Annotated in this window: 29 protein-coding genes; 12 read left to right on the top strand and 17 right to left on the bottom strand. The window is 62.7% G+C overall.

Annotated features, from left to right (window positions below):
- Positions 1-5: 5 nt before the first annotated feature.
- On the top strand, positions 6-755 hold the full coding sequence (locus ACWF6P_RS11710; RefSeq protein ID WP_452621116.1) for an SDR family NAD(P)-dependent oxidoreductase: 750 nt from the start codon (positions 6-8) through the stop codon (positions 753-755).
- 15 nt (positions 756-770) lie between these two features.
- On the opposite strand, the gene ACWF6P_RS11705 is transcribed toward ACWF6P_RS11710, so the two are convergent.
- From ACWF6P_RS11705 to ACWF6P_RS11690, 4 genes are all read right to left on the bottom strand, one after another.
- Positions 771-1,529: an ESX secretion-associated protein EspG gene (locus ACWF6P_RS11705; RefSeq protein WP_452621115.1), complete on the bottom strand. Its 759-nt coding sequence runs from the start codon at positions 1,527-1,529 to the stop codon at positions 771-773.
- Positions 1,526-3,097 carry a hypothetical protein gene (locus ACWF6P_RS11700; RefSeq protein ID WP_452621114.1) on the bottom strand — a complete coding sequence of 524 codons (1,572 nt, stop codon included), beginning with the start codon at positions 3,095-3,097 and terminating at the stop codon, positions 1,526-1,528. The genes ACWF6P_RS11705 and ACWF6P_RS11700 overlap by 4 nt, the downstream gene beginning before the upstream one ends.
- Before the next feature lie 130 nt (positions 3,098-3,227).
- Positions 3,228-4,424: a L,D-transpeptidase gene (locus ACWF6P_RS11695; RefSeq protein ID WP_378447108.1), complete on the bottom strand. Its 1,197-nt coding sequence runs from the start codon at positions 4,422-4,424 to the stop codon at positions 3,228-3,230.
- A gap of 32 nt (positions 4,425-4,456) precedes the next feature.
- Complete coding sequence (locus ACWF6P_RS11690) at positions 4,457-5,500, bottom strand: UDP-N-acetylmuramate dehydrogenase (RefSeq protein ID WP_378537498.1); 1,044 nt, start codon at positions 5,498-5,500, stop codon at positions 4,457-4,459.
- 74 nt (positions 5,501-5,574) lie between these two features.
- Here ACWF6P_RS11690 and ACWF6P_RS11685 point away from each other — a divergent pair, with 74 nt between their 5' ends.
- The 3 genes from ACWF6P_RS11685 to ACWF6P_RS11675 all read left to right on the top strand — a co-directional run bounded on the left by ACWF6P_RS11685 (position 5,575) and on the right by ACWF6P_RS11675 (position 7,469).
- Positions 5,575-6,072 carry a DUF2505 domain-containing protein gene (locus tag ACWF6P_RS11685; protein ID WP_378537496.1) on the top strand — a complete coding sequence of 166 codons (498 nt, stop codon included), beginning with the start codon at positions 5,575-5,577 and terminating at the stop codon, positions 6,070-6,072.
- Between the two features lie 100 nt (positions 6,073-6,172).
- On the top strand, positions 6,173-6,673 hold the full coding sequence (locus tag ACWF6P_RS11680) for a DUF2505 domain-containing protein (protein WP_378447105.1): 501 nt from the start codon (positions 6,173-6,175) through the stop codon (positions 6,671-6,673).
- Between the two features lie 7 nt (positions 6,674-6,680).
- Complete coding sequence (locus tag ACWF6P_RS11675) at positions 6,681-7,469, top strand: class I SAM-dependent methyltransferase (protein WP_230816907.1); 789 nt, start codon at positions 6,681-6,683, stop codon at positions 7,467-7,469.
- A gap of 69 nt (positions 7,470-7,538) precedes the next feature.
- On the opposite strand, the gene ACWF6P_RS11670 is transcribed toward ACWF6P_RS11675, so the two are convergent.
- The 3 genes from ACWF6P_RS11670 to ACWF6P_RS11660 all read right to left on the bottom strand — a co-directional run bounded on the left by ACWF6P_RS11670 (position 7,539) and on the right by ACWF6P_RS11660 (position 11,978).
- The gene (locus tag ACWF6P_RS11670) at positions 7,539-9,572 is read right to left on the bottom strand and encodes an Ig-like domain-containing protein (protein ID WP_452621113.1); all 2,034 of its coding nucleotides are present in this window, start codon (positions 9,570-9,572) and stop codon (positions 7,539-7,541) included.
- Between the two features lie 81 nt (positions 9,573-9,653).
- Positions 9,654-11,087: an Ig-like domain-containing protein gene (locus ACWF6P_RS11665; RefSeq protein WP_452621112.1), complete on the bottom strand. Its 1,434-nt coding sequence runs from the start codon at positions 11,085-11,087 to the stop codon at positions 9,654-9,656.
- A gap of 312 nt (positions 11,088-11,399) precedes the next feature.
- The gene (locus tag ACWF6P_RS11660) at positions 11,400-11,978 is read right to left on the bottom strand and encodes a type IV toxin-antitoxin system AbiEi family antitoxin domain-containing protein (RefSeq protein ID WP_452621111.1); all 579 of its coding nucleotides are present in this window, start codon (positions 11,976-11,978) and stop codon (positions 11,400-11,402) included.
- A gap of 127 nt (positions 11,979-12,105) precedes the next feature.
- Here ACWF6P_RS11660 and ACWF6P_RS11655 point away from each other — a divergent pair, with 127 nt between their 5' ends.
- A complete protein-coding gene (locus ACWF6P_RS11655; RefSeq protein ID WP_378447101.1) occupies positions 12,106-12,876 on the top strand; it encodes an LmeA family phospholipid-binding protein in 771 nt (256 codons plus the stop codon).
- On the opposite strand, the gene deoC is transcribed toward ACWF6P_RS11655, so the two are convergent.
- Entirely contained in the window at positions 12,873-13,538 is a 666-nt protein-coding gene (gene deoC, locus ACWF6P_RS11650) for a deoxyribose-phosphate aldolase (RefSeq protein ID WP_452621110.1), read from the bottom strand. The genes ACWF6P_RS11655 and deoC overlap by 4 nt on opposite strands.
- Positions 13,539-13,602: 64 nt before the next feature.
- On the opposite strand from deoC, the gene purU reads away from it, so the two are divergent.
- A complete protein-coding gene (gene purU, locus ACWF6P_RS11645) occupies positions 13,603-14,490 on the top strand; it encodes a formyltetrahydrofolate deformylase (protein WP_003941509.1) in 888 nt (295 codons plus the stop codon).
- A gap of 12 nt (positions 14,491-14,502) precedes the next feature.
- Here the strand turns inward: purU and ACWF6P_RS11640 are convergent, their stop codons facing one another.
- From ACWF6P_RS11640 to ACWF6P_RS11620, 5 genes are all read right to left on the bottom strand, one after another.
- Positions 14,503-15,534 carry an alpha/beta fold hydrolase gene (locus ACWF6P_RS11640; RefSeq protein ID WP_378537482.1) on the bottom strand — a complete coding sequence of 344 codons (1,032 nt, stop codon included), beginning with the start codon at positions 15,532-15,534 and terminating at the stop codon, positions 14,503-14,505.
- 123 nt (positions 15,535-15,657) lie between these two features.
- Positions 15,658-15,954, bottom strand: a complete 297-nt coding sequence (locus tag ACWF6P_RS11635; protein WP_003941505.1) for a DUF2516 family protein — start codon at positions 15,952-15,954, stop codon at positions 15,658-15,660.
- Positions 15,955-16,049: 95 nt separating this feature from the next.
- Entirely contained in the window at positions 16,050-16,877 is an 828-nt protein-coding gene (locus tag ACWF6P_RS11630) for a heparin-binding hemagglutinin (protein WP_452621109.1), read from the bottom strand.
- Positions 16,870-17,376 carry a helix-turn-helix domain-containing protein gene (locus ACWF6P_RS11625; protein WP_452621108.1) on the bottom strand — a complete coding sequence of 169 codons (507 nt, stop codon included), beginning with the start codon at positions 17,374-17,376 and terminating at the stop codon, positions 16,870-16,872. Before ACWF6P_RS11625 ends, ACWF6P_RS11630 begins: the two co-directional genes overlap by 8 nt.
- 103 nt (positions 17,377-17,479) lie before the next feature.
- Positions 17,480-18,760, bottom strand: a complete 1,281-nt coding sequence (locus tag ACWF6P_RS11620; protein ID WP_378447269.1) for a DUF445 domain-containing protein — start codon at positions 18,758-18,760, stop codon at positions 17,480-17,482.
- Between the two features lie 171 nt (positions 18,761-18,931).
- Here ACWF6P_RS11620 and ACWF6P_RS11615 point away from each other — a divergent pair, with 171 nt between their 5' ends.
- Both ACWF6P_RS11615 and ACWF6P_RS11610 read left to right on the top strand, forming a co-directional pair.
- Entirely contained in the window at positions 18,932-19,666 is a 735-nt protein-coding gene (locus ACWF6P_RS11615) for a TetR/AcrR family transcriptional regulator (protein WP_378537479.1), read from the top strand.
- A gap of 57 nt (positions 19,667-19,723) precedes the next feature.
- On the top strand, positions 19,724-20,578 hold the full coding sequence (locus ACWF6P_RS11610) for a polyphosphate kinase 2 family protein (protein WP_452621107.1): 855 nt from the start codon (positions 19,724-19,726) through the stop codon (positions 20,576-20,578).
- A gap of 16 nt (positions 20,579-20,594) precedes the next feature.
- On the opposite strand, the gene ACWF6P_RS11605 is transcribed toward ACWF6P_RS11610, so the two are convergent.
- Positions 20,595-20,816, bottom strand: coding sequence for a hypothetical protein (locus ACWF6P_RS11605; protein ID WP_230816894.1), 222 nt, complete (start codon positions 20,814-20,816; stop codon positions 20,595-20,597).
- 115 nt (positions 20,817-20,931) lie between these two features.
- On the opposite strand from ACWF6P_RS11605, the gene ACWF6P_RS11600 reads away from it, so the two are divergent.
- On the top strand, positions 20,932-21,501 hold the full coding sequence (locus tag ACWF6P_RS11600) for a DUF2231 domain-containing protein (RefSeq protein WP_452621106.1): 570 nt from the start codon (positions 20,932-20,934) through the stop codon (positions 21,499-21,501).
- Between the two features lie 22 nt (positions 21,502-21,523).
- Here ACWF6P_RS11600 and ACWF6P_RS11595 read toward each other — a convergent pair whose 3' ends face one another.
- Entirely contained in the window at positions 21,524-21,937 is a 414-nt protein-coding gene (locus ACWF6P_RS11595) for a DUF6292 family protein (protein ID WP_378447095.1), read from the bottom strand.
- A 120-nt stretch (positions 21,938-22,057) separates the two neighbouring features.
- Between ACWF6P_RS11595 and ACWF6P_RS11590 the strand changes: the two genes are divergently transcribed.
- Positions 22,058-23,326, top strand: coding sequence for a glycosyltransferase (locus tag ACWF6P_RS11590; protein ID WP_452621105.1), 1,269 nt, complete (start codon positions 22,058-22,060; stop codon positions 23,324-23,326).
- A 68-nt stretch (positions 23,327-23,394) separates the two neighbouring features.
- Here ACWF6P_RS11590 and ACWF6P_RS11585 read toward each other — a convergent pair whose 3' ends face one another.
- Complete coding sequence (locus ACWF6P_RS11585) at positions 23,395-23,838, bottom strand: STAS domain-containing protein (RefSeq protein WP_283304882.1); 444 nt, start codon at positions 23,836-23,838, stop codon at positions 23,395-23,397.
- A 391-nt stretch (positions 23,839-24,229) separates the two neighbouring features.
- Between ACWF6P_RS11585 and ACWF6P_RS11580 the strand changes: the two genes are divergently transcribed.
- Together ACWF6P_RS11580 and ACWF6P_RS11575 are read left to right on the top strand one after the other, a co-directional pair.
- Positions 24,230-24,661 (top strand): ATP-binding protein, encoded by a 432-nt coding sequence (locus tag ACWF6P_RS11580; RefSeq protein WP_230816889.1) that lies wholly within the window; start codon positions 24,230-24,232, stop codon positions 24,659-24,661.
- Complete coding sequence (locus ACWF6P_RS11575) at positions 24,658-25,452, top strand: RNA polymerase sigma factor SigF (protein ID WP_020906739.1); 795 nt, start codon at positions 24,658-24,660, stop codon at positions 25,450-25,452. Before ACWF6P_RS11580 ends, ACWF6P_RS11575 begins: the two co-directional genes overlap by 4 nt.
- A gap of 37 nt (positions 25,453-25,489) precedes the next feature.
- Here ACWF6P_RS11575 and ACWF6P_RS11570 read toward each other — a convergent pair whose 3' ends face one another.
- Positions 25,490-26,530 (bottom strand): NAD(P)-dependent alcohol dehydrogenase, encoded by a 1,041-nt coding sequence (locus ACWF6P_RS11570; protein WP_452621104.1) that lies wholly within the window; start codon positions 26,528-26,530, stop codon positions 25,490-25,492.
- Positions 26,531-26,546 lie beyond the last annotated feature (16 nt).

Here is a 26,546-nt window from a genome sequence, read left to right as displayed (position 1 = left end):
GCATCATGACCATTTCTTCCGATGCCCGCATCGCCGTAGTCACCGGAGCCAGCTCCGGAATCGGTGAGGCCACCGCCCGCACCCTGGCAGCTCAGGGATTCCACGTCGTGATCGGTGCTCGCCGCGTCGATCGTCTCAAGAAGATCGCCGAGGAGATCGGTGGTACTGCTCTCGAACTCGACGTCACCGACGAGGATTCCGTCGACGCGTTCGCGGCCGTGGTCCCCCGTGTCGACGTGTTGGTCAACAACGCAGGTGGTGCAAAGGGTCTGGCGACGGTCCTGGACGCCGATCTGGACGACTGGCGGTGGATGTGGGAGACCAATGTCCTGGGCACGTTGCGTGTGACGAAGGCACTGCTGCCCAAGCTGATCGATTCGGGTGATGGTCTGGTCGTGACCATCACCTCGGTGGCCGCGCTGGAGGCGTACGACAACGGCTCGGGCTACACCACCGCCAAGCACGCTCAAGCCGTCCTTCATCGGACGTTGCGTGGTGAACTGTTGGGCAAGCCCGTTCGTCTGACCGAAATCGCGCCGGGAGCCGTCGAGACGGAGTTCTCACTCGTCCGGTTCGAGGGTGATCAGGACAAGGCAGACAAGGTGTACGAGGGAATCACACCGTTGGTGGCGCAGGACATCGCCGAGATCATCGGTTTTGTCGCCTCGCGGCCGTCGCATGTGAACCTCGATCAGATCGTCGTCAAGCCGAGGGATCAGGCAAGCCCCGGCCGGTTCCACCGCACCACCAGCTAGTTCGAATCGTTCTGACTAACCAGTGCGAATCGCCCGGTGTAGGACGAGGCCGAGATTGCGTGCAATCTCGGCCTCCGTCATTTCCGCGGAAGCGCCGCGGGCACTGACGGTTTCACCCGCGGTGATGATGTACCGACCGTCATCGGCATAGTCGTACCAGTGGAACGTTATTCCGTCGTCAGTCGGTCTGCTGTCGACGGCTGCGCCTGGGTATGCGGTGACTTCACCGATCGAGGTCCGTGCTCGGCCGAAGAACCTGCTCACTTCCTCGCTCCCGCGTGCACTGCCGGCACGGCTCAGAAAACTCTGTCCCCCGGCAGGTTTCGATCTCTCGATGCTCACACCGCGCTCCGATCCGGCGGAGCAGGCGGGCAGTCGATCGACCAGCATCCGCGGAATTGCCGACGGATGCGCCACGCTCAGAACCACGTCGGAGCCGCAGTCCGAAGTCCTGCCGGGCAGTTGGGTTGCGAGCACACCCAGGTCGCCGGCAACAACGCCGTGCAATCGCGTCACTGTACTCATGTTCGGCCCGTGAAAACCGGAAACCTCGACGCGAGCAGCGGGATTCGCAAGAGCTCCGAGAACGTGATGCAGCCGATCGTCAAGCATGGAAGACAGGTGCGCTCCCGCTCGACGGCGCTCCGTTGTCAGCTCGTTCATGGTTTCGGCCGTCGAACGGAACCGAAGCGGGTACGGGAGGCGGTCACGTCCGACCGCTTCCCAGAGGATCGAGAATTCGAGGCCGGTGAATTGCCACTGCTTGGTTGTCATTCGCCCAACACCGCCGGGGAGACCATGGGTAGGTCGCCGATCAGGGCGTTGCCGTTCTCGACCGTGACGAGGTAGCCGGGGGTGTCGTGAACGTTGTCTTCGTCTTGTCCTTGTCCGCGTCCCGGTGCCATGCCGCCGACGCCACCCATCGCGCCCCGAGGGCTCTGCGCGCCCGCCGCCGAGGTACCGCCAGTTCCGTTGACGCCCCCACGCCCGCCACCGGCGAGGCCGCCAGGGCCGAGAGCGCCACCGGCGAGGCCGCCAGATCCGAGAGCGCCACCTCCGGTTCCACCTGGCCCGAAGCCGCCGGTACCGATTCCACCTGCGGAACCACCACCCGAACCGCTACCCATGAGGCCTGAAGGCACTCCGGAACCGAGCTGAGCACCATTCGGAGTTGCACCGGCCAGGCCACCCGGCGCTGCACCGGCCGGCAGCGGGCCGGCATGTGCCGCGGCAGTCCCGGCCGGGCCGGAATCGTTTGCGAACCGGGCAGCATCGGCACCCGAATTCCCTTGGGCATCAACGCCGCCACGGTTGTCACCATTTCCGGAATTCGCGCCGGATGGGTTCTGACCGGAACCGTCTGCGGCCGGGTTTGCACCGCCGGAGTTTCCACCGTCCGCTCCTCCACCAACTCCGCCACCCGATGTAGATGGCGTGCCGAGTCCGTTCCCCGAGCCCGAAGTGTTCTCGCCGCCGGAACCACCGCCACCGGATGCGCCGCCCCCAGACCCTCCACTGCCGGCGCCTCCACTGCCGGCGCCTCCGCTGCCGGTGACCGGATTGAACGCGGCCGGGAGGATCGGCACCTGGTCGTCCGCGCGCTTCATGTACGGCAGATATACGTCCTTCATCACCTGGCGCGCTTGACGTTCGGCTTCTTCCGCTTCGTATTGGGCCTGCTTCCACGTAGCCCCGGGAACCACGCTGAGGATCATCTCGACCGTCGAGGCGCCGTCGGGTGCCGGAATCGAGCGTTTGGCTTCGTGGAGTGCGATCTTCGCCTCCTCGATCTTGTTCGAGATCAGATCGACCCGCACCTTCAGCTCACCCGCATCTGCCGAGTAGGCCAGCACAGCCTCCAACGCAGCCGAGCCGCCCCGCCCCTGCCAGCCTTCGGTGATCGCGCCGTTCACATCGTTCTGGAACTTCCCGATGCCGGCTTCCACCCGGCCGGCAATTGCCTTCCAGGCCTCGCCGATTGCGCTCAGGGTTGCCGGATCCATCTCGTTGACGTGATCGAAGATTTCGGAGTGCGACATCGCGTCGAACGGATCGTCGTCCACGATTGCATGTTCGCTGTACTCCAACGACGAGGTCTGAGCGGTGAGGGCATCGCGCTCACCCCAGGCTCGTGTGCGCTCTGCATCGGCGTCAGCAGTCGCAGCAGCCATCTCGCCGTCGAACGCGCCGCGGTCGTCGGTCACGGATTGAACCAGAGCAGATGTAGCGATTGCGCTCGCGACGGGAATGCCGACAACTGGCAATGCCGCCACGCCGGAAGGGACGGCCTGCGTCGCTTCGGAAATTCTGCCCAGCACGTCTTCCAGAAATGGAATGCCCACTGCCGTCCCCCTGACGTCGAAACCTCCGTCAGACTCCCCCGAGCCGACAGCACTTACCTGTACTGACGCAAGCAACGCCCGGATGGTTCCGAACTTCGCCAGATTGCTCGGTTCACAGCGACAAATCGGTTTACGGCAGTGCGGACATCGACTTCCAGGTCGGCAGATCGATCGCCCAGTCGTAGATGTCGCCGTCCGCAGGGGACAGGTCGATCGACGTGCCGGTCACCTCGACAGGGTCACCGTAGAGGGCCGTTCCGAAGTACTCCTGCGCGTCGGACGTCGACAGGTTGATGCAACCGTTCGTGACGTTCGACGAGCCCTGCACCCCGGTGGTTTCAGGATTGGCGTGGATGAATTCGCCGTTGTTGGAGATGCGCACAGCCCAACGCTCGCGCACGTTCTCGTAGAACGGCGGGTTGGACATCATGAAGTCTTCGTACTTCTCGGTCACCATGTGAATGCCACTGCGCGTGACGTTTCGGGGTTCGTTGCCCTCGCCGTAGCTGACGGGAATGTCCATGATCGTCTGGCCGTCGCGCACCACCTGCATGCGGTGGCTCGGTGCATTCGCCTTCACGATCTGGCTGCGACCGATCGTGAAATCGAGGGTGAGATCCTGGTCGCCGTAGGCGCCACCGCCGTAGTTCAAGCCGTAGAGCTTGGCATCCAGATGGACAGTCGTTCCTGGCACCCAGTAATCGGCCGGGCGCCAATGGGCCCGAGATCCGCCGTTGTCGTCAGCCAGCCAAGCCCACGATCCGGCGGTGGGCGGCACGGTGGTCACGACAAGTGCCTTCTCGACGGCCGCCTTGTCGACGACGGAGTTGTCGAACTGCACGGTGATCGGTGCCGCGATGCCAACTTCCTGGCCGTCGGCAATGTTGAGGGTGGCGCCGGTGGTCGACTCCGGGGCAACCGTCGTAAAGCTCCCTTGGACTGGCACGGATTTACCGTCGGTTCCGGTTGCCGAGCCCGACCACGAATACGTGGTGCCGTAGCCGAGTGCCTCACTGACGGTGAACGATGTCTTGTCGGGCGACAGTTGTCCGGCGACGGCTTTACCGGCCGCGTTGCTGAGGTTGACGTCGGACAGCGTTCCCTGGGTCACCGCTACCGAGACGGGGGCGACCGGGCTGACATCTTTGGTGCCGGGCGCCGGCGTCGACACCACGGTCGCCACCGGTGCTGGTTCGGCGGCCGCCGCGCCGCCCTGTCCGTCCTTGCCGCCGATCGTGCAGCCGACGACGGCCACCATCACAGCGAGCAATACAGCTACCAACGCAACAAGACGCGAACGACTTCTCCGACCACCCAGCTCATGCACTTCAACAGGCTACCTGCGGGCTCTGTCAGGAATCAGACGGTGCAGCCCACAGTTACCGGTTCCGGTTCCAGGCGGACGCCGAACGCGGCCTCGACCCCGTCGCGCACTGCCCGCGCGAGCGAGACCACATCCGCACTCGTTGCGGACCCTCTGTTGGTCAACGCCAAGGTGTGCTTGGTCGACAGCCGGGCCGGTGCATCTTCGCCGGGATAACCCTTCGAGAATCCGGCCCGTTCGATCAACCATCCGGCTGAGAGCTTGGTTCCACCACTGCCGGGGAACTGCGGCACGGTGACGTCGCCGAGCTGTTCGGCGATGGCTGCGAGCACGGCAGGCAGCTTGTCGCCCGGCACAACGGGGTTGGTGAAGAAGGAACCCGCGCTCCAGGTGTCGTGATCGTACGGATCGAGGACCATCGCTTTGCCTGTCCGAAGTCCCAGAACTGCCTCACGGACCTGCGACGCAGGCAACCGCGCGCCTTCTTCTGCCCCCAGCGCGGTGAACAGTTCGCGGTACGCGAGCGGGGCGCTCAATCCGTCGGTCGACGCGTCGAATTCGACGGCGAGAACCAGTGCTGCGTCCGAATGCTTGAGGACGCTCGACCGGTAACCCAATTCGAGTTTCGACGGTTCGACCCACGACACTTCGCCATTGCGCCGGTCGAGCAATTGAACTCGCCGGAGTCGCGAGCCCACCTCGACGCCGTACGCGCCGACGTTCTGTACCGGCGTCGCACCAGTGGAGCCCGGAATCCCGGAGAGACACTCGAGGCCACCCAACTCCGCGGCGACGGATTGGCCGACTACTTCGTCCCACACCGCACCCGCTTCGGCAACGACGCGGTCCGTGTCGAGGCTCACGGTGGTGTTGGCCACACGAACGACAACTCCGTCGAATCCCTCGTCGGAAATCACGAGATTCGATCCGCCGGCGAGAATCAGCGTCGGGATCTGCTCGCGATCGAGCAGCGTCACGACGTCGATCAACGACTGCGTCGTCGGACATTCTGCGAGCAGCCGCGCCGGTCCCCCGATTCGCAGCGTCGTCAATCCTGACAAGTCAACGTTCTCGGACACGAAAGCGCCTGATTCCACGACGCGTCTGCCAATGGTTACGTCCCACACATCGATAAACGGTAGCCTCCACAATCGTGAGCCGTCGCATCGAGCATTCGTCGAAGTACACAGTCCCCGCCGAGAAGGTCCATGAGGCGGTGACCTCCGAGCAGTACTGGCGCGACCGAATCGTCGCTGTCGGTGGTCCCGGCGCAACGATCGAAGAGCTGACCGTCCGCGACGAGACCGTCGCGGTCACGATGTCGCAGATCATTGCCGCCGAGCACCTCCCGAGCATGGTGTCGAAGGTCGTCAACGGCGACATCGTCATCAAGCGCAGTGAAACGATGGCTCCGTTCAAAGACGGCAGGGCTACCGGTACCTTCTCCGCCCACGTCGACGGTGTTCCCGCCCGGATCGAGGGCACCCAGGTTCTGACGGGTGACGAGAACTCCGCAACTCTCGAGGTCGACGGTGAGGTCGAGGTCAAGATCCCGTTCCTCGGCGGAAAGATCGAGAGCGCGATAGTCGACGAGGTTGTCCGGCTCATCCAGGCCGAACAGGACTTCACCCGGGAGTGGATCGCGAAGTAAGACCCTGCGGGCGGCGACTGTTGTGGATACGGCCAATTTGGCGTCTTTTGATACGGCCAATTTGGCTTGTCACAGCGTGTAACAGGTATTCTTTCCGATCATGGCTCGCCGCATCGACTACTCCGCCCGCTATCAGCATTCCCCCGAGCAGGTCTATGCGGCGCTGGCGGACCGTTCGTACTGGGAGGCCCGCGTCGAGGAGATGCGCAAGCATTCCGAGAACCATGTGGAACATTTCGAGGTCACCGATTCCGGAATCGATCTCGTGCTCCACCACATTCTTCCGCGCACCGATTTGCCGGACATCGCTCAGACGGTGATGAAGAAGGATCTTGTCATCACTCGCAAGGAGTCGTACGGCACCTTCGGTGACACCGTGACCGGAACATATGAGGCTTCCATCCCCGCCGGGCCGGGAAGTCTGTCCGGAACCATGGAGTTGTTCGCTACCGATACCGGGTCCACACTGCGAACCACGTCCGAGGCCAAGGTATTCATCCCGTTCATCGGCGCGAAGTTGGAACAGCTCATGCTGATCAACCTCGTAGATCTGTTCCGCACCGAGGCCCAGGTCACCGCGACCTGGCTCGCCGCTCGCTGAAGCCGGCGTGAAGAAGGCTCCACCCCCGAAGATCGAGGGGGTCATCACCCGTGGCACGACGGGGATCAACAGACTGCGACGAAGTGACCGGTGGATTGTCCACAACCGCACGATCGCGCACGCCCTGAACAACGCAGCCGATCCGTTGATAGTCGACCTCGGCTACGGGGCGAGGCCGGATACCACCTTCGAGATGGCAAGCCGCCTCACCGCTGTCCGGCGGGACCGACGGGTCATCGGACTCGAGATCGACCCCGCCCGCGTGGTCGAGAGTCGTGACGGTGTCAGCTTCGCCCGCGGTGGATTCGAACTGGCCGGTCTCACACCCGTTTTCGTGCGAGCATTCAACGTTCTCCGGCAGTACCCGGAGGACGCGGTCGATTCGGCCTGGTCGCACATCCAGTCCGGTCTCGCACCGGGCGGACTGTTACTCGACGGCACCTGCGACGAACTCGGGAGGCGTTGCGCCTGGGTACTTCTCGACGCCGATCGTCCGCTGACGCTGACGTTGGCTTGGGACCCCTTCGACATCGAGCGACCGTCCGACATCGCGGAACGACTGCCGAAAGCTCTCATCCATCGCAACGTTCCGGGCGAACCGATCCATGCGTTGCTCAGCGCTGCCGATCGAGCCTGGGCCACTGCTGCGCCGCACGCCTCGTTCGGCCCTCGCCACCGGTGGGCCGCCGCCTTGGAAATTCTTCGGGCACAGGGAATTCCGGTCCAACCCGCGCGTCGACGCCTTCGTGACTGCATCTTGACCGTGCCCTGGCATGTCGTAGCGCCGAATCCCTGAACTCACAGACGGGAAACGCCCCGCCGCGGAGGTGTTCTCCGCAGCGGGGCGTCTTGTGTCGGCGTCAGGCTAGGACCCGAAGATGTTTTCCAGGCTTCCCAGCGAACCGGTCGAACTGCCGCCGTTGCCGGGATCGCCGCCGTCAGACTCTGCCGTGACCTTGACGGTGACGGCAGCCTGGGTCTCGGAACCGAGGTAGCCGTCAGTTCCGCTGAACACCGCGGTGATTCGACGATCGCCGAGTTCGGTGAAAGTATGCGAGAGCGTGGCCCTGCCGTTCACCACGGCAACCGGTCCCCCGATCGGGGTGGCTCCATCCATGAACTGGACCGTTCCTGCGCTGAGCGTAGGCACAACTGCCGCAACAAGATCGACCTTCGCGCCCTTGACCGCTGAGGCCGGGGCGCTCACGGTGATAGACGTTTCCTGATCCTCCGCGGCCGGAGCCGTAACCGAAACCGCCCGCGCGGCCGAGGTAGAGGTGAGGAATCCCGTGGCACCCGAGTACACGGCCGTGATGTCATGCGTGCCGACGCTCGCGAACTCGTGCATGATCGACGCCTTGCCGTCGACGACCGACACCGGCGAGCCGAGATTGCCCGAGCCGTCCTTGAACTGCACCGTGCCGCCTACCGGAGTCGGCGTGACGATCACGGAGAGACCAACTGCCGTACCGGTTTTTGCGTCCGCCGGAACGGTCAAGGCCGTTTGGGTCTGCTGGTCGGTGGGAGCCGGCGCCTTGACGTTCACAGTCTGAATGTTCGAGGTCGAACCCAGGTAGTTGCCCGAGCCCGAGAACACAGCGGTGATGCTGTACTCGCCCGCCACGTTGAAGGTCGGCGTGGTTGTTGCCTTACCCGAGGCGTCCACGGGAATCGGGGAGCCCAGATCCCTGCCACCTTCCTTGAACTGCACGGTTCCGCCTGCAGCACCGGTCGAGACGGAGGCGGTGAACGACAAGGCCTCCCCTGTCGAACCTGTCGACGGGCCGACGAGGGTGGTCGTGGTGCTCTCCTCGACCACTACCGGAGCGACCGTCAACGCATGCGGCGCAGACGTCGAGGCCTGGTACGCACCCGAGCCGGAGTACACCGCCACGATCGAATGCGCGCCTTCTGCAAAGGAATTCGACAGCGAAGCCTTGCCGTTGGCATCGACGGCGACGGCGCCGCCGACGTCGGTTGCACCGTCCTTGAACTGCACCGTGCCACCCGCCGGAGTAGGCGACACCGTAGCCTCGACGGTCACGGACTCACCCGCCACCGCACTTGCGGGACCGGTGATCGTGGTGGCAGTGCTCTTGTCGGCTTCGGAGACGACGACGTTGACAGCCGAAGACGTCGAGGTCGATACCTTCGCATTGCCGAGATATTTGGCCGTCACGCTGTGCGTTCGGACGTCAGCCGGTGTCCAGGCAAGTGTTGCAACACCATTGGCGAGCGTGCCCGCACCGATCTTGGAACCGGCGTCGAAGAACTCCACCGAATCACCGTCGGCACCACCGGTCACTGCCGCCTTCAGCGAAACAGACTGCCCTACCTTTACGGCGTCCGCAGGTGACAGGGTCGTCGCCGAAACGTTCTTCTGAACGTTGATCGACGGACCACGACCATTTGTCGTGTCGTCAACGAGCACCGTGCCGTCGAAATGCACCGTCGTCGACAAATCGGTACCACGCGCACAATCCGCACCAACTCGGTACTGGAACTCGAACGTCTTCACGTCGCCGCCCCACATCGGCCATTCCGTAAGTCCCGCACTCAACCGAACAGAATCAGCCGCCACCTCGTTGACCCTGAACGCACTACCGTTCACCGTCGCCGAACCGTCGACATACGTCATACACGCCGGATGAAAATCGCGCACCGCATACAGATTGTGAACCCCAGCAGTTCGCTTGAACACCGTCTTCGACGTGATCACATCACCCTCGGACGGCGTGCCGTTGCTGATCGTCCGAGTCACCTTGTACCCATCGGAATTGAACTCAGCCGTCACCGGAGCCGCACCAGCAACCCCGACACCCGCAACCACCGCGAAACCCGCAGCAACAGCAAACACACTCAAACCTGCAACTGCACGGCGTGCAGAACCTACAGACATAGATTTTCCTTCTCGAGAAGTGAGCGAAATGGGTGATGCCCCACCACCGAACGCGGGCGGGGCATCACCAGGTGTCGGCGGCTAGGAGCCGAAGATGTTGCCGAGGCTGCCGAGCGAACCGGTCCCGCCGGTGCCGGGTTCTCCACCGTCAACCGGTGCGGCGATCTGCACGGAGACCTGATCGGACGACGCCGTCACCGTGCCGGCGCCCGAGTACTCGGCAGCGACAACTCGCTGACCCTGAGTTGCGGGCTTCCACGAAATGCTGGCCTTTCCGGAAGAGTCAACCGTTGCCGTGCCGATGACCGACTCACCGTCCTTGAAGGTGACTGTGCCACCGGCATTTGCGGGGCTGACCTGAGCGGAGATGGTCTGCGCTACGCCCACCTGCCCCGCTCCTACACTGAGATCTGTTGTGGAACTTGTTGTTCCAGCGGGCTGTTCGGCAACTGTCACATTTGCGGTGGTACTCGACCCGGTGACGCCCGATCGGCCGGAGAATACTGCTTCCACCGTCTGTGCGCCGGCAACAGTCGGAACCCAGGCGTAGGTGGCTTCACCGTTGCCGGCCACCGGTACCGAAGCCAGCACCGTTCCACCGATCTTGAACGTGACTGTTCCACCGGTGCCCGACGCAGATACCGTCGCTTTGAGAGTGGTCGACTTGCCGACCTGGGCGCCCGAGATCGGCGCCAGGGTCGTGCTGGACTGAGCATCGGCCTGCGAAACGTTCACGTTCACCGGAGCCGAAGCCGAACCGACGGCGCGCGCCGTGTCGGCGAACTTCGCTGTGATCGAGTGATCTCCACGGGTGGTCGGCGTCCATGCTGTTGTTGCAACACCATTGGCAAGAGTGCCCGCACCGATCTTGGAACCGGCGTCGAAGAACTCGACTGAATCACCGTCGGCACCACCGGTTACCGTCGCACTCAAGGTCACCGGTTGCCCCACCTGAGCGCCACTGACCGGCGACACGGCAGTCGTCGAAATGTTCTTCTGAACATTGATCGACGGACCACGACCATTCGTCGTGTCGTCAACGAGCACCGTGCCGTCGAAATGCACCGTCGTCGACAAATCGGTACCACGCGCACAATCCGCACCAACGCGATACTGGAACTCGAACGTCTTCACGTCGCCGCCCCACATCGGCCATTCCGTAAGTCCCGCACTCAACCGAACAGAATTAGCCGCCACCTCGTTGACCCTGAACGCACTACCGTTCACCGTCGCCGAACCGTCGACATACGTCATACACGCCGGATGAAAATCGCGTACCGCATACAGATTGTGAACCCCAGCAGTTCGCTTGAACACCGTCTTCGACGTGATCACATCACCCTCGGACGGCGTGCCGTTGCTGATCGTCCGAGTCACCTTGTACCCATCGGAATTGAACTCAGCCGTCACCGGAGCCGCACCAGCAACCCCGACGCCCGCCACCACCGCGAAACCCGCAGCAACAGCAAACACACTCAAACCACCGACTACACGACGAACACCACTCACGGACATCCACAACCCTCTCGACAAACGGGGCAGACAGCCGTCCAGGACAAGCGTCCGTCTGCTTTCGATGCCGTGACGTTATCCCATTGACTGTAAAGTAACTACGCTTTTCGAAGATTTAGTTCATCCGCGACATCGCCGAGCTGCGGTGACCCTAGGCCTAAAGTCCTAGACCACCGACCGCAATACCGTTCTACCTGCGAGAAAGAGAGAATGTTCGCCCCGACGTAGCGCATCTCAAATCTCTGAAATCGGCGTCATATTCGATTTCGGACGTGATGCCAGAAGGTCGCAGAAGCATAAAAGAATTAATCTCGATTACAGGCTTGCGGCGAGCGCCAACTCCACTCGAACAGCAACATCCACACTGGCGCTCTCGCACGAGAGATACAACTCGTGCGCGTCGAGTCGACCGATCGCCACCGCATCGGCGACTACTTCGTTGAGCAGCACTTGAGAAATTCCACCGGAAGCGAGGTCGTGCACGGTACGCAACGGCGTGGTGATGCGGATAGGTCCGATCTGTTCACACTCGTCGTCCGCGAGCGGCAGTCGGTGCAGGGCGACCTGGCGGGTCGGCGCCGCGAGAGGGTGCGCAACGGAGAGATGAATGAAGCGAGGTTGTAGGTGCCCGAGGCCATGCAGATCTGCGGCACTGTAGTGGGAGACAGTGGCGCTACCGGCGAACCACGTGCACCACTTCGCAAATTCGTCCAAGGCGGTATGTCTGACGCGTTCGAGGCGAAAGAGTCCGCGACACTCACACGTCCAAGCTCCGGATTCCGTCATCTCGTCCATCAGGGCCAGACCGAAACCCAGTTCGGATGCCTGGAGAGCCGTGACAAATCCACACTGTCGTAGCGCCAGCAACTCGAGTGACTCGTAGTCCGAAGCCATGACCACCTCCGGTGACTGTCGAAAACGCCGTTTCGAACAGACTACGGGCGACTGTGTCGCGCATCACAGGAATGAGGAAGTGCGTATTCACAGAGTTCGTTCAGACTCGTCGGGAAGAATCTTGCGAATGACTGTCGCAGCGAACAACCCTCGTCCGCGCAACCGAGTGCTCATCATCCTTCTCGTGGTGATCGCCGTACTCGTCGCGGCACTCGTCGGTGGAGAACTGTACGTACGCAACCAGGTGAAGACCTGCATGGCCGACCAATTCCAGAGCGAACTGGGATCCCAGGTCGATGTCGGGTTGAGCTGGAAGCCCGTACTCCTGCAGGCAGTCGACAAGAAGGTGCCGTACATCAGCATCGACAGTGACGACTCTTCGTTCGGCCCCGCAACGGGAATGCAGGTTCACGCGAAAGTGAACGACATCAACTTGCAGCCCTCGGCGGGTAACAGCGGCACCATCGGCAGCTCGAGCGCCGACGTCAACTGGTCCACCGCAGGCATTCTCGCCACCTTGCAGGAGCAGACCTTCGGTGGCCTCGTCTCCGGCGTCACCGCCGACTCGAGCGCCGGAACACTCGCATTCGACGTCGGACCCGTCGGGCTCGCGAAGCTCACGGTCAAGCCCACCGTCACGAACGGTGTGGTCGACGTTCAGACCGTCGGCGCCGAGATTCTCGGATTGGGTCTGCCTACCGACCTGGTCGACGGCATCGTCCAGACACTGACCGACAGCCTGCAGACGTACCCGCTGGACATGAAGCCCACCAAGCTGACCGTCACCGACGACGCTATCGAGATCTCGCTCGAGGGTGGCGCCTACGCCATGCCCGTCGCCGACGCGAACAACCAGAACACCTCGGCGGTGCCGGACAGCTGCGGCCTGCTGACCTAGTCGGTCAGTCCGTCCAATACTGCTCGGGTTCCGGACAATCCGAGGCGGGTGGCGCCGGCCGCGATCATGTCGAGCGCCGCCTGCGCCGTACGTATTCCGCCACTGGCCTTGACTCCCACGCCCGGGCCGACGGTCTGCGCCATCAGTTCGACGGCCTCGACGGTTGCCCCGCCTGCCGGGTGGAATCCGGTGGAGGTCTTGACGAAGTTCGCCCCGGCGCGCACGGCTGCGCGGCAGCATTCGACGATGGCCTCGTCGGACAGCGCTGCGGTTTCGAGGATCACTTTGAGGATCGCACTCTCCCCCATCGCCTCGCGGACGGTGAGGATGTCTGCCAACACCGCGCTGTAGTCGCCGGCAACCGCCGCTCCTACGTCGATGACCATGTCGATCTCGGCTGCGCCTTGATCTACGGCCAGTCGCGCTTCAGCGCCCTTGACCAGCGAATGATGCTTCCCCGACGGGAATCCGACGACGGCCGCCGTCACCAGTCCGTCGGCGCGAATCGGCAACATCGACGGCGAGACACAAACAGCCAGCACACCGAGGCTGCGTGCTTCGTCGATCAGGGCCGTCACATCGGCCGCGGTGGCTTCGGGTTTGAGCAGAGTGTGGTCCACCATCGCGGCAACGTGGGAACGAGTAAGTGCGGCTTCAGACATGATGGAAAGCTTGGCACACCACCACACGACCGTCGCCGCAGCCGCACCTGAGAGACTAGGCCGCATGACCGCTGCACCTTCGATCGACGATCGTCGCTATGTTCTGTCCCTCGGCTGCCCCGACACCACGGGCATCGTCGCACGCATCTCGACCTTTCTCACCGACGTCGGTGGATGGATCGTGGAAGCTGCGTATCACGCCGATGCCGACACCGGATGGTTCTTCACGCGGCAGGCGGTCCGTGCGTCTTCGGTGAGCATGAGCATCGACGAGCTTCGTGAACGGTTCAAAGCTGTTGCAGCCGAGATCGGTCCGGAAACCGAGTGGACTCTTCACGACTCGGGTGCTCCCAAGAAGATCGTGCTGCTCGTGAGCAAGGAAGGTCACTGCTTGCATGATCTCCTGGGCCGCGCTGCGGGCGGAGAACTTCCGGCAGAAATCAGCGCCGTCATCGGAAACCACGAGGATCTGCGCAGTGTCACCGAGCGCCACGGGATCGACTTCCACCACGTTCCGTTCGCCAAGGACCCGGCTGAACGGGGACCGTCCTTCGAGAAGGTCCGCGCCCTGGTCGACGCTCACAACCCCGACGCCGTAGTTCTTGCACGCTTCATGCAGGTGCTGCCCGAATCACTGTGCGAGCACTGGGCCGGACGCGCGATCAACATCCACCACAGCTTCTTGCCGTCGTTCATCGGTGCCCGCCCGTACCACCAGGCCTTCGCGCGCGGTGTGAAATTGATCGGCGCCACGTGCCACTACGTGACCGCCGAACTCGATGCCGGTCCGATCATCGAGCAGGACGTGATCCGTGTGGACCATGCCGACGATGTCGCCGACATGGTCCGTCAAGGTCGAGACATCGAAAAGCTCGTGCTCTCACGCGGACTGCGCTGGCACCTCGAGGATCGTGTTCTGGTCCACGGGCGCAAGACGGTTGTCTTCAGCTAGAGCAGCGGTGCGCTAGAGGTTGCGCAGTCGCACGATTTCCTTGTCGAACTCGTCGATGTTCTCGATCGACGACATGTGACCGACACCCGGCAACACGATCAACCGTTCGAGGTTGCCGGCGTCGTCGAGGACCTGCGCAAGCTTGCGCGCGTGGACCGGCGGAGTGAGTCGATCGAGCGAACCGACGAGCACGGTGGTCGGCACTTCGAGATTGTCGAGTCCCTCGTGAATGTCGAGGGTGCTCAGCGCTGCTCCCCAACCGCCACGGATGCGGGGCTTGCACTCGCGAACGATGTTCTCGCAGAACTGAATCTCGGCCTTGGTCGCGTTCGGTGACATCGAGACGTATTGGATCGCCTTCGTCATCGCGCCCGAGGAGACGAAAGGAACGGGCGAACTGAGAATGGCGCGGCCCACCGGGACCGGCACCCGAGGAAAACGATTGGGCAGCGGGATGACCGTGGTCTCCGCGATCAACCTCTCGCTCGCGGTGCTCGCGAGCATGACCGCCGATGCGTACTTCTTGACCTCGTCGGGGTGGCGACCAGCCCAGGCGATGATGCTCATCCCGCCCATGCTGTGACCGACGATGACGGCCTTCTTGTCCTCGCGAACCGTTGCTGCCAGCACAGCAGAGAGGTCGTCGGCAAGGACGTCCGGCCCGAGCGGAAGATTGCCGACGGTGCTGCGGCCGTGACCGCGCTGATCGTAGGTGATGACGCGGTATTCGCCGGCAAGCGCATTGACCTGCGGGTACCAGAATTCGGTTGAGCACGTCCAGCCGTGACTGAGAACGATCGGATCGCCGTCGACGGGACCGTAAGCCCGGATGTTGATGATCGCACCGTCGTCGGTGGTCAGTTCACTGATGTCAGCTTTGAGCGTCGGAGCCTTCAAAAGTGCGTTGGGCTCGACGTCGCTCGAGAGAGTCAAACCGCGAGTGGATCGGCGATGACGGATCCCAGCGACCGCCGCGACGAGTGCTCCCACTCCGACGGCGCCTGCCAGTACTCGAAGCTCTGTGGTCCGCGAACGACTGGACATACGTTTTACCCCTGACTGCTGCTGACGACAGACGGATGCAATCTATGTGTGACTGTCGTTAACCGACACTATCACTCGAACAACGCCTGTTGTCAGCGTTGGAGCGAAGAGTGGGGCAGCACACTACCAGCGAGAACCGCCGTGCTGGATGTCATCCACCCGCGGTCGAACGTCGACGAGATACACGCACACTGCTACGACCGCGATGATGCCCAGGAGACCGACAGGGGACGTCGCCAAAAGGATCAACGCCGCGACGATCAGGATTCCCAGCCAGATCGGCTTGGTCAACTTGTTGACGGCGGTGAAGGCGTCCGGGCGCTGCCTGACAGCATGAACGATCGCGTAGACAGCGCCCACCAACGCGAGCACTTTGAGTGCGAGAAAGATCAGACCGACTAGCCCATCGACTTGAGTCACAACTACATCCTAAGTTCTCATCCGGTTCCCGACGAACACGAAGGCTCCCACACTCGGCTGAGCGCGGGAGCCTTCGTCAGGTAGAGCTGGGCAAATCAGGCCTTCTTGGCCGGAGCAGCCTTCTTGGCCGGAGCCGGCGCGGTGGCCTTGGCCGGTGCAGCCTTCGCGGGTGCAGCCTTGGCCGGAGCGGCCTTCTTGGCGGCGGCAGTTGCGCGCTCCTGGACGTCGGAAGCAGCAGCGGTCACGCGAGCGGCAGCTTCCTTGGAAGCCTCGTCAGCCTGGTCACCGAGGTCGAGGACCTTCAGTGCGGCCTCGTCGCCGGCGTCGGCAATCTTCTCGCCGGCGTCAGAGATCTTCTCGCCGACCTCTTCTGCGGTGTCGGAGATGCGTCCGGCAGCGCGGCCGGCCAGCTTGGCAGCCTGCTCGCCCACGGCGCGCGTCTGACGAGCAACGGTTCCGAGTGCGTCTTCGGTCAGCTCGACGGCGTCGCCGAGTGCCGACTCTGCAGCAGCGATGCCTTCTTCGACTGCGGGCTGCTTGCGGATGCGCTCGACTGCGTCTTCGCCGCGCTCTGCGAGGGAGTTGTACAGGTCGCCGGCAACCTTGAGGTATGCCTCGGCGACCTTGCGGAGCTCCTCGGGTGCGAACTTCTCGCGCAGCTCGGCGAGCTCTTCGGGCAGCTCGGACGGGAGGCCTGCGAGACGCTCGCGCAGTGCCTCGACGCTCTCGGCGACGTCACCCTGGACGGAAGCGAGCTTCTCGCGGGCACCGTCGACACGGCCGTTGACGTCACCCTGGGTGTTCTCGGCGCGCTCACGAACCTGAGCAACGACGTCGGCTACGGCCTGGACAACGAGGTCGCCTGCACCGACGGCGGCGTAGAGCGAGGTCTTGACGCTGTCGATGGCATTCTTGTCAGTCATCTTTTTCTCCTGGTGAAGTCTCGGTGTCTGGAATTGCGGCCGATTCAGCGGAATCGGGCGCTGCGGCTGGTCTGGTCGACTCGTTCTCGCGACAGAACGAGTCGTAGATTTCGAGCAGTACTTGCTTCTGCCGTTCGTTGATGGCCGTCTCGGCCAACACCGCGTCCCTGATGGGACTGTGCGGGCGTTGTTCGAGATATCCCGCTTGGACGTACAGGACTTCCGAGGAGACTCGAAGGCCCTTGGCAATTTGCGCCAGTACGTCTGCCGACGGTTTGCGCAATCCGCGTTCGATCTGACTCAGATACGGATTGCTGACGCCGGCGAGTTGGGCAAGTTGGCGCATCGAAACTTGGGCGGCTTCCCGCTGTGCACGAATGAACCCCCCGATGTCGTGTGCCGCAGAGCTGACGACGCGAGCTGCCAAGTCGCTTGCTCCGGCTGCGGCACCGGATGATTCACGATCTCCGTCATCGGAGTTCGTCGACTTCGCTGGCATTGCGTCCTCCCTTTCCAGTGGACATTTCCCAGGATAGGAGAGGGTGCTAACTATTGCAAGCACTACTGCTAGCACTCGTGGTGGACGTCACATACCGGACAGTTCAGCCGAAGATGAGCGTCGAGATCGTATAGATCAGCAGACCGGCGATCGACCCGACGACGGTGCCGTTGATACGGATGAACTGAAGGTCGCGACCGACCTGCAATTCGATCTTTTCGCTTGCTTCGTCGGCATCCCACCGCTCGACCGTGTCGCTGATGACCCCGGTGATCTCGTCGGTGTAGTTCTCCGCGATGTACTTGGTGCCCTGCACCAGCCAGCCGTCGACCTTCGCGCGCATGGAGTCGTCGTCGCGCAGCCGGACTCCGAAGCCGGCCACGTTCTCCGCGACCTTGGTTCGCAGGGTGCTGTTCGGATCGTCGACGGACTCCATGATGAGTCGCTTGGCGACCTGCCACGTCGACGACGCCAGACCGGTCACTTCCTCGCGGCCCATGATCTCGGCCTTGATCCCCTCGGCCTTCTTGATGGTCTCCGGGTCGTTCTGCAGATCATCGGCGAAATCGATCAGGAAGCGATTGGCCGCGAGGCGCACCTCGTGCTCGGGATTGGAACGGACTTTCCAGGTGAACTCGACGAGCTCCTTGTAGATCTTCTCCCCCAGCATGGCGTCGACGAACTTCGGCGACCATGCCGGCGAATCACGAACGATCACACGATCGATCGTTTCCTGGCTGCCGAGAGCCCACTGATGCGCGCGCTCGGCCAGCAGTTCGATGATCGGCAGTTGCTTGTTGTCCTTGAGAAGCTCACCGAGCACTCGGCCGATCGGTGGTCCCCACATCGGCTCGGCGAGACGCTTCACGATCGTGTTGTCGATGATCTGGGCGATGTCCTCGTCACGAAGAACCTCGACCATGCCGCGCAAGACCGTCGACGTCTCGGCGGCGACGCGAGCGGCATTGGCAGGTTCAGCCATCCACGTGCCGAGTCGGAGCGGAATCTGCGCCTGCTGCACCTTGGCCGACACAACTTCGGGAGCCAGGAAGTTCTGACCGACGAACGAACTCAGGCTGGCCCCGAGCTGGTCCTTCTTGCGCTTGATGATCGCGGTGTGCGGGATGGGAAGCCCCATCGGATGACGGAAGAGTGCGGTGACGGCAAACCAGTCGGCAAGTGCGCCGACCATGCCGGCCTCCGACGCGGCCCGGACGTATCCGACCCACTCTCCGGCACCGCGGGATTCCTGCCACCGGCAGAAGATGTAGACCACCGTCGCGAAGCCGAGGAGGCCCGTGGCGAAGACCTTCATCTTGCGAAGGTCCCGACGCTTGGCGGCGTCGTCGAAGGCGGAGAGGCTCAGTTGCTGCACCCTCGCCATTGTGCCGAAAGGTGTGACGCGGCGTAGCGCGAGCGACACGATGTCTGATTCTGCAGGACCTAATCCCCCTAACTGCGGATGTGAGTGCCCGAGATAAAGGCACGGACATTAAGCTGGAACGGAAAAGTAGACCGATCGGACGTGGCTCGCACCACAGATATGAGATGACTCGTGGCCAAGAATGCCGTGCAGGACAACGAGCAGGTAGACGGCACAGTCGTTGCTGATGCGAAGCCCGAGAAATCCGACGGCCGCAAGCGTCGTTGGCGTGAGCACAAGATCGCTCGCCGCGAGGAACTCGTCGACGGCACCATCGCCGCAATCCGGGCGCGCGGGCGTGAGATCGGCATGGACGAGATCGCATCCGAGATCGGTGTCTCCAAGACCGTGCTCTACCGCTACTTCGCCGACAAGAGCGACCTCACCACCGCCACGATGATGCGGTACGTCGAGACCATCCTCTCGCCGCGCATCTACGAGGCGATCAGCGGTGATCTCGACGATTTCGAACTCACTCAGGCCAGCATCACCGCATACGTCGAGACGGTGGCATCCGACCCGGACATCTACCTCTACGTGATGGCCAACGGCGCCGGCGCCAACCGCGACGTCGTTGCCGACTCCGAGCGCATGATCGCCGAATTGCTCTCCACGGTGTTGGGCAATCGGCTGCGCGAGATGGAGATGGATTCCGGCGGCTCCCTGCCGTGGGCCTTCGGGATCGTCGGCGGAATTCAGCTCGCGACGCACTGGTGGATCTCCAACAAGTCGATGTCCGCAGAATCGCTGATCGACTACCTCACGATGATGACGTGGGGCGGCATCACCGGCATCGCGGCGGTCAACGGATCACCGGCCAAGTTCAAGTCGGTTCCGCACCCCCTCGTCAAGCCTGCCGAGGACTGACTCGCCCGAGACCGAACTTTCGAGCCACAGGGGTCGATCCTGTGGCACTCTTTCGGCATGGCACAAGACTCGCTGTGGGAAACACCGGCCGCCAAGACCTTGCGGGCAGAGCCCGGGTTCGAACTCGATCAACTCGATCGCAACAGCACTCCGGGATTCACCGGAAACAAAGCTGACGGCGAACGCCTGCTCGAGGAGCGCGGCGCGGTTCTGTCCGACTTGCAGGAGTTGCTGTACGCCAACGGCCGGTCCGGAGACAGCCGCTCGATTCTGCTGGTCCTGCAAGGAATGGACACCGCAGGCAAGGGCGGCATGGTCCGGCACGTGATCGGTCACGTGGATCCTTCGGGAGTTCAGCACGCAGCTTTCGGCGTCCCGACCGAAGAGGAGAAGCAACACCACTACCTCTGGCGGATCAAGAAGGAACTACCTCGCGGCGGCTATCTTGGTGTGTTCGATCGCTCCCACTACGAGGACGTCCTGGTCGTGCGCGTTCACGATCTTGTCCCGGAGGATGTCTGGAGCAAACGCTATGACGAGATCAACCAGTTCGAGAAGGAACTCGTCGACGCCGGAACCACCATCGTGAAGGTCGCGATGTTCGTCTCGCTCGACGAACAGAAGGAGCGACTGGAAGAGCGTCTCGATCGTCCGGACAAGTATTGGAAGTACAACCCGGGCGACGTGACCGAGCGCGGTTTGTGGCCGGCTTATCAGCAGGCGTATCAGGCAATGCTCGACAAGACGTCCACCGAGCACGCACCGTGGTACGTCGTGCCGTGTGATCGCAAGTGGTACAGCCGAATTGCGGTCACGGAGCTGCTGATCGACGCTCTCGAAAAGCTCGACCTCGACTGGCCTCCTGCCAACTTCGACATCGAAGCGGAAAAGGAGCGACTCGCACAGTCCTGATCAGAAGCAGGCCTGATCAGAACAGGTGTGGGGATTCGCGGTGCACTTTGTGGTCGTGACGCACAGTGCTGGCGTACAGGGCTACCGCGAGGCCGATTGACGCGACGCCGGCGAGTCCGGCGATCAATGCCCAACCACCCTGTCCTGAACCTGCCGCCACCAGGAAACTGCCGAGGCAGACCACTGTGGCCAACACCAGGAAATACGACGCCCACGCTGCAAAGAGATTGAGCTTCATCGTTCGCTCCTCCGGTCGGATCTCTTTCGTTTCGACCGTACGCCGGACCATGACGGTCGACAAGACACTCTTTCTCTCGAGGTTTCCCGACGACCCCGCCGGGTAGCCGAATTACATGGACATCGGAACTCTTTATCGCGGAATCGAATCGGCGCGCGGACTGGACGGTCCGTCCACTGGGATGAGGCGCAGGATCCTCGCGATCACCGAGCGATCCGACAGGTCACGTACTGTCGCAGCGCTTCTCCGCGGCGCTGCCGTCGGACACCCCATCCATCCCGCCCTCGTGGCGATTCCGGCGGGCGCCTGGACGGCGTCGCTGATCTTCGATGTTTTAGGCGATCCGCAGACAGCACGACGGCTGATCGGGCTCGGGTTGGTCTCGACGCCACCGGTTTTGCTGACGGGCTGGCTGGACTGGTCCGAACGTGGCGACGTCGCCCGCCGTGTGGGACTGGTGCACGCTGCGTCGAATGCAGTGGGCATCTGGTCCTTTGCCGCGTCGTACCGGCTGCGCGGGAAGGACTCACTAGCGCTGGCGAGAGTTCTCTCGGCGCTGGGACTCGCCGCGGTCGGCGTCGGTGGTGCGCTCGGCGGTCACATCGTCTTTCGACTCATGGACGATCCGGGCGTCGAAGCTGCCTCGACGCCCGTTCTCGATCCCATCCTGGACGTGGTCAACTGAGCTTATAGAATCTGAATACTGTTCAGGCGTAAGCACTTCCGGAATAGCTCCGCAGTTCTCGCGCGGTCTCGTCCGAATCCGCCAGCGGCCTGTTCATCACCCAGTGCGGGCTGCGGGTGCCCAGTGTCGCGGCAAAGTCGGCAACGGCGCCGGGGGCCGGCACCGCGTGTTCGCCCAGATATCCGAGAACGATGAGGTCCTCCCCTGAACGAGTCTCCACGGCCAGGGCCCAACCGCACGTCTCCTCCCAGAGCAACGCCACCTCACGCCCGGGAAAACGCGGCACCGTTCGGTCCAACGCGATGTAGGCCTCCAGAGGGTGCTCGCGCCTGCAGCACCATTGCTCGATGCCGGCTCCCACGCCGACCGCCACACGTTGTACGTACCGCTCGAACCCGAGTCCGACGGTTGCGTCGACCAGCATTTGTTCTGTCATCGAACCTCACTCCTCGCCATCGTGTTTGGAATGTGCCCAGCGCTGACCGCGCCGAAACCCGGTTCAGATCATGGACTCCGGGTATCCCCAGACGAACCGATCAAGTGGAGAGGGGACCCGATGAAGTACTCGCCCGCTATGGCTCCCGGACGAATGCTCAAGATCTCCATGGTGTCGGTCAACGCCGATCCACTCGCACCGGTGGGCTGCTCGGCAGCTGGTGCACAGAACCTGCACGTCGACGAACTGTCCGCGGCCTTGGTTCGCGCCGGACACGACGTCACTGTCTTCACCCGGAGGGCGCATGTCGGTGGACCGGACCGCGTTCGCGCTCGCGCCGGGTACTGCGTCGACTATCTCGAGGCCGGTCCGACACAGGCTCTCCCGGATGCCGAAATCCTCCCTCACCTGGGAACCTTTGCCAGCATTCTGCGCGCTCAGTGGAGTACCGACCGACCCGATGTGGTGCACTCGCACTTCTGGATGTCTGGTGTGGCAACGGAACTCGCGACCCGCTCGCTCGGCATCCCTGTACTTCAGACATTCCATTCCCTGGGATCTGCGGCGCACCGCCACCTCGGAGCAGCCGACGACAGCCCCTCGGAGCGGACTCACCTGGAACCGTTGATCGCCAGGGGCGCAACCCATGTCATCGCGACCAGTTCGGACGAAATCTTCGATCTGGTTCGGCAGGGATCACCACGATCACGGACCACGATGGTGCCCTCGGGCGTCGACACCGAAGCGTTCACCCCTGAGGGACCCGCCGCGAAGAAGACCGCACCGCATCGATTGATCTGCGTCGGAAGGCTGGTGGAGCAGAAGGGCTTCGATGTTGCCGTCGCCGCGCTGGCTTCGCTGCCGGATACGGAGTTGGTAGTGATCGGTGGGCCGCCCGTCGCACAACTGAGCACCGACGAGGTGGCGATCCGCTTGGTCAAGCTTGCCGAGCGACTCGGCGTCGCAGATCGAGTCCAACTATTGGGACGGGTTCCGCACCGCCAACTACCGAAACTGATGCGATCGGCCGACGCCCTCGTCTGTACCCCCAGATACGAACCGTTCGGAATCGCGGCTCTGGAGGCGATGGCGTGCGGAGTGCCGGTTGTGGCGACTCCTGTTGGCGGACTGCGGGATACCGTGATCGACGGGCTCACCGGGCGGCGGGTCCCGGTCAACAATCCGGTGGAAACCGCGCGGGCAGTCCGGCATCTTCTCGACGACGAGGACGAAGGCGCAGCGTTTGCACGGCAGAGTCGCGCTCGCGCGTGCGAATCGTATTCGTGGGATCACGTCGCCACCGAAGTGGTCCGAACCTACGGCCGGTGCGTCACAGCACCGCCGAGAGCCCGCCAACACAAGGGCACTCACCGAAGTGAAGTGCACTGACGCTGACGGGCTCTACGAACCTGATTTCACGAGGCTGATTTCACGAAGTTTGGAGTGAAACTGCGGAATCAAGCCGGGAAACGTCGGGTCTCTTCGAGGCCGATCGCATGATCCAGCGACTCGTAGCAGGCAAACATCGACTCCTGACCAGCTGCTTTGAGCAACCTTTGAACCGGGCGAGCGCAGACGAGCGCCAGTGTGCCGCCCACGTCGCGTGATCGCGTCGACAGCACCGACAGCACGGACAAGCCGCACGTCCCCATGAATTCGAGTTCGGAGAGATCAACGACCAGTGTCCGGTCCGCGGCCACGTGGTACGTCAAGTAGTCACGAAAAGCATTGGCGCTCATCAGGTCGATCTCGCCACGAACTTGAATCACAGCGGTCTGTGCACTGATGCGGTGCGCGTGAAATGATGCGGTCGCTGTCCCGGTCGCGGGAGGTCCGTAATCAACCGATCCCTTCGCCGCGTTCGTAAAGCCTGAAATAGATGATCCTGGAACAACAGTCATGGTTCTCCCATCCCGCAACGGTTTACACTCTGCAAAAGAGAAGGGACCTCCGAAGGAGACGCACGATGAACGGGTCTCCAGAATTACGGATCAATCCCTCATCGGCTGTGTGCTCAACCTCGGTTTGAAACAGTACGCCAGCATGACCGACGTCACAAGTGCGTTGCGACCATTCGTTTCGGTGTTCCGAACAAAAATGTGGTTTGGTCTGCGGTTCCGCGAGGTAATCCGATGTTGCGACCGCCAACGGTCGTGAGCAGAACTGTGCCGATTACCCCGGCACCACCATCGACGAAATTTCGTGTTCGGGGGTCACTGTGAAGGTCGAGATGGGTATCGTTCTCGGCACCAGACTTCACGGCGACCCCTGGTACGACGATCCGGAGAACTTATGGCACACCTCAGCGCACTCGAGCCCGATCAGGATCAGACTCAACCGGTCGTGGAGTTGAGGATTCAAGCGACTCTCGATCAGCTGTCGATTTTGCGTGCACTGGCTGCCACCGTTGCCATTCAGGAAAATTTCGATCTCGACGCCATAGCCGACATCAAGCTGGCCATGGACGAAATCTGTACGCATCTGATTGTTCGTGCTGCCCCTGATTCGGTTCTGGTGTGTCGGTTCGTCTTCACTCCCCCACAACTGCACGTGTCTGTTTCGACGACCACCACGGAGTACGAGGACGGCAGTCAGCGCTCGTTCGGGTGGCACATCCTCACCGAACTGACGGATTCGATTTCGCTCGACCAGGAAGAGAACCTCGGCGGTGCCGGCTACATCACGACCATGAAGTTCACCAAGGCCCTCAGCGGGCGCCTGTGACCGCTTCCGCAGACGGCCCCTCACGCCCGCGTCGGCGGTCCACCGACGAATATCGGGACGTCATACCAGTTTTCGAGGAAATGCGGACCCTCGAACCCCACAGCCCCGAGTACGAACGAGTGCGCACTGCACTCATCACCAGGTGCCTACCGTTGGCCGAGCACATTGCCAGGCGATTCGACGGGCGCGGTGAGGCGCACGACGATTTGGTTCAGGTGGCACGGCTCGGTCTGGTGAACGCCGTCGACCGTTTCGATTCCACGCGCGGCTCCGATTTCGTCTCGTTCGCAGTTCCCACCGTGATGGGTGAAGTTCGGCGACACTTCCGTGACACCGGTTGGGCGCTACGAGTTCCGCGTCGGATGAAGGAGTTGCATTTCCAACTCGGGCAGGCGATCAGTGAGCTGTCCCAGCAACTCGGGCACGCCCCGACCGTCGACGAGTTGGCCGAGACGTTAGGAATCGAACGCGAAGAAGTCGCCCAGGCGTTGATCGCCGGCAATGCGTACCAGACCGTCTCGGTCGACGGTGCCGCGTCCAATCACACCGACGATCTTCCGCTCGTGGAAACACTCGGTGACTACGACGCAGCACTCGAGAACGTCGAAAATCACGAGGCGTTGCGCCCTCTTCTCGACAAGCTTCCCGAACGAGAGCGGACGGTGTTGATGCTCAGATTCTTCGGAAACCTGACGCAGACACAGATCGCCGAGAAAGTCGGCGTATCCCAGATGCACGTGTCGAGGTTGCTCGCGAAGACACTGAGTAATCTTCGCGAGCAACTCGACTGAGCTCCGCGAACAATTCGACTGAGCGGGACCGAGCGGGTCAGATCGTTGCGGTGTCGATCACGAATCGGTATCGCACATCGCTCTTGATCACGCGCTCGTAAGCGTCGTTGATGTCGCTCGCCGGGATCAGTTCGATTTCTGCGCCGATGCCGTGCTCGGCGCAGAAGTCGAGCATCTCCTGTGTCTGCGGGATACCGCCGACCATGGAACCGGCGAGACTACGACGGTTTGCGGCGAGCGAGAATGCCCGAACTTCGATCGGCTTCTCCGGCAGGCCCAGTTCGACGAGAGTGCCGTTGATGGCGAGCAGGGACATGTAGGCGTCGATGTCTAGATTGACCGAGACCGTGTTGAGGATCAGGTCGAACTCGCCGCGAAGAGCCTTGAACGTCTCACGGTCGTTGGTCGCGTAGTAGTGATCGGCGCCGAGGCGAAGCCCGTCGTCTTTCTTGCCGAGTGTCTGGCTCAGGACGGTGACTTCCGCTCCGAGCGCCTTGGCGATCTTCACACCGACGTGACCGAGGCCGCCGAAACCGATGATGGCGACCTTCTTGCCGGGGCCGGCGTTCCAGTGCCGCAGCGGTGAGTACAAGGTGATGCCTGCGCACAGCAGCGGCGCGGCAACGTCGAGTTCGATGCCCTCGGGGATCGAGAGAACAAAATGCTCGGTGACGACGATGTGCGTCGAGTAGCCGCCCTGAGTGCGCTCACCGTCGCGGCCGGTGGCGTTGTACGTACCGGTCACACCCTTGCGGCAGTACTGCTCTTCGCCGGCGGTGCAGGCTTCGCACTCCCCGCACGAGTCGACGAAGCAGCCGACGCCGACGCGGTCGCCGACCTTGTGCTTGGTGACATCGGAACCCACGGCGGCGACGACACCGGCGATTTCGTGTCCGGGGACGATCGGGTACTTGGCTCCGCCCCACTCGTTGCGAGCGGTGTGGATGTCGGAATGGCAGATGCCGGCAAATTTGATGTCGATGAGAATGTCCAGTGGACCGAGCTCACGGCGTTCGACGGTGGTCTTCTCGAGGGGACCGTCAGCGGACGTCGCGGCATAAGCAGCAGCAGTAACCATGCACACATGCCTACCC

The organism is Rhodococcus sp. NPDC055024 (assembly GCF_053608585.1).
The sequence above is the reverse complement of the archived record's forward strand: the minus strand, read 5'-3'. Positions and strand labels throughout refer to the sequence as shown.

Excerpts from the sequence above, each read along its gene's own strand:
- ACWF6P_RS11640 (WP_378537482.1), bottom strand. The coding sequence starts at position 15,534 with ATGTCCAGTCGTTCGCGGACCACAGAGCTTCGAGTACTGGCAGGCGCC.
- ACWF6P_RS11570 (WP_452621104.1), bottom strand. The coding sequence starts at position 26,530 with ATGGTTACTGCTGCTGCTTATGCCGCGACGTCCGCTGACGGTCCCCTC.
- ACWF6P_RS11630 (WP_452621109.1), bottom strand. The coding sequence starts at position 16,877 with ATGACTGACAAGAATGCCATCGACAGCGTCAAGACCTCGCTCTACGCC.
- ACWF6P_RS11600 (WP_452621106.1), top strand. The coding sequence starts at position 20,932 with ATGGACATCGGAACTCTTTATCGCGGAATCGAATCGGCGCGCGGACTG.
- ACWF6P_RS11665 (WP_452621112.1), bottom strand. The coding sequence starts at position 11,087 with ATGTCCGTGAGTGGTGTTCGTCGTGTAGTCGGTGGTTTGAGTGTGTTT.
- purU (WP_003941509.1), top strand. The coding sequence starts at position 13,603 with ATGACCGCTGCACCTTCGATCGACGATCGTCGCTATGTTCTGTCCCTC.
- ACWF6P_RS11670 (WP_452621113.1), bottom strand. The coding sequence starts at position 9,572 with ATGTCTGTAGGTTCTGCACGCCGTGCAGTTGCAGGTTTGAGTGTGTTT.
- ACWF6P_RS11590 (WP_452621105.1), top strand. The coding sequence starts at position 22,058 with ATGAAGTACTCGCCCGCTATGGCTCCCGGACGAATGCTCAAGATCTCC.
- deoC (WP_452621110.1), bottom strand. The coding sequence starts at position 13,538 with ATGTCTGAAGCCGCACTTACTCGTTCCCACGTTGCCGCGATGGTGGAC.
- ACWF6P_RS11625 (WP_452621108.1), bottom strand. The coding sequence starts at position 17,376 with ATGCCAGCGAAGTCGACGAACTCCGATGACGGAGATCGTGAATCATCC.
- ACWF6P_RS11710 (WP_452621116.1), top strand. The coding sequence starts at position 6 with ATGACCATTTCTTCCGATGCCCGCATCGCCGTAGTCACCGGAGCCAGC.
- ACWF6P_RS11660 (WP_452621111.1), bottom strand. The coding sequence starts at position 11,978 with ATGGCTTCGGACTACGAGTCACTCGAGTTGCTGGCGCTACGACAGTGT.
- ACWF6P_RS11705 (WP_452621115.1), bottom strand. The coding sequence starts at position 1,529 with ATGACAACCAAGCAGTGGCAATTCACCGGCCTCGAATTCTCGATCCTC.
- ACWF6P_RS11580 (WP_230816889.1), top strand. The coding sequence starts at position 24,230 with ATGGCACACCTCAGCGCACTCGAGCCCGATCAGGATCAGACTCAACCG.
- ACWF6P_RS11610 (WP_452621107.1), top strand. The coding sequence starts at position 19,724 with ATGGCACAAGACTCGCTGTGGGAAACACCGGCCGCCAAGACCTTGCGG.
- ACWF6P_RS11680 (WP_378447105.1), top strand. The coding sequence starts at position 6,173 with ATGGCTCGCCGCATCGACTACTCCGCCCGCTATCAGCATTCCCCCGAG.
- ACWF6P_RS11655 (WP_378447101.1), top strand. The coding sequence starts at position 12,106 with ATGACTGTCGCAGCGAACAACCCTCGTCCGCGCAACCGAGTGCTCATC.
- ACWF6P_RS11585 (WP_283304882.1), bottom strand. The coding sequence starts at position 23,838 with ATGACTGTTGTTCCAGGATCATCTATTTCAGGCTTTACGAACGCGGCG.
- ACWF6P_RS11620 (WP_378447269.1), bottom strand. The coding sequence starts at position 18,760 with ATGGCGAGGGTGCAGCAACTGAGCCTCTCCGCCTTCGACGACGCCGCC.
- ACWF6P_RS11595 (WP_378447095.1), bottom strand. The coding sequence starts at position 21,937 with ATGACAGAACAAATGCTGGTCGACGCAACCGTCGGACTCGGGTTCGAG.
- ACWF6P_RS11605 (WP_230816894.1), bottom strand. The coding sequence starts at position 20,816 with ATGAAGCTCAATCTCTTTGCAGCGTGGGCGTCGTATTTCCTGGTGTTG.